The organism is Streptomyces sp. 8L, from assembly GCF_020176795.1.
Lineage (GTDB): Bacteria > Actinomycetota > Actinomycetes > Streptomycetales > Streptomycetaceae > Streptomyces.
The window spans coordinates 1-1,065 of record NZ_JAIUKE010000910.1 but is presented as its reverse complement, the minus strand read 5'-3'; the positions used below and the strand labels follow the sequence as shown (position 1 = coordinate 1,065).

2 protein-coding genes are annotated in these 1,065 nt (G+C 72.3%); both read right to left on the bottom strand.

Translation table 11 applies throughout. The features are described 5' to 3' along the window. On the bottom strand, positions 1-736 hold a 736-nt coding region (locus tag LCE31_RS39830; protein ID WP_225023191.1), incomplete at its 3' end, for an IS110 family transposase. 44 nt (positions 737-780) lie between these two features. Beyond that, a partial coding sequence (locus LCE31_RS39825; protein WP_225023189.1) for a DUF317 domain-containing protein occupies positions 781-1,065 on the bottom strand: 285 nt, incomplete at its 5' end.

Below are 1,065 nucleotides of genomic sequence, written 5' to 3'. Positions count from 1 at the left end.
TCGCCAGGAGATGTGCAATGCGCTGGGCCTCGGCGTCCTCGACGCGGGGGTCGAGGAGCATCACGGGGCGGGAGAAGATCAGGCGCAGGCGTTCGGCCTCGTCCTGGACCGTGCGTTTCCTGCCCGCCGATGTGAGCACCTCCACCAGGCGCGCACGACTCAGCCGGGCCGCGGCGCGAGGGCTGGGGGCGGCGGCGAGAACAGCGCGCGCCTGGGGGCTGCGCAGCCCGCCGACGCTGGCCGGCCACGCCGACACGGCCGTCGGCCAGATCCGCATCAACGCCGCACGCAAGGAGTGCAGGGCCTCGACACGGTGACCCACGGCCGCCCGGTGGGCGTGCGCCACCACACACAGGGCCTCCGCCGCCGGGGAGTTCGCGACACGCGGGCGGTACTCGCCCGCCAGCGTCATCGAGGCGATCAGCCTCGCGTCCGCGGCGTCCGTCTTGGGAATCCCCCGGGCCGCGCGGTGACGGGCAGCGCGGGTGGGGTCCACATGAACGACCTCCATCCCCGAGGCCGCCAGCGAACGGGCGAACAGGATGTTCACGTCCTCAATCCCGGTGACCGTCGCGCGCCACCTGCGGCCCAGCGGCGCGAGGAACGCCCGGTAGCACGCGAGGGGAACCGAACTTTCGGCGTACATGATCCGGGTTTCGCCGAGGATGGCCCCCGAACGGTCGAGTACCGCGACGTCGAGCCACTGATCCGACCAGTCGCATCCCGCGAAGAACAAGCAACCACCTCCGGTCGGTGAGGAAGACGGACGATTTCTGAGCCCTATCCGGCCGGGGCCCGCAGGAGGCGCTCCCGCGTGGCCTCGGGCAGCACCCGGCGCAGGACCGGTGCGGTCGAGCTGAGGGAAGCAGCGAAGGCGGCGACGAGGTCGTGCGGGACGCTGGCCGCGAAAGAGGCCACCCACAGGAGGGGGGCGCCGAGCGCGGGCTCGGCCCACGCCTGCCATCCGGCCGGTCCCACGTCGTCGATGCCGACGCTCAGGGTCCGCGGATCGGCGTCCTGGATGAGGGGAGGCACCTCGCCGAGGCTGATGTGCGAGATGAACAT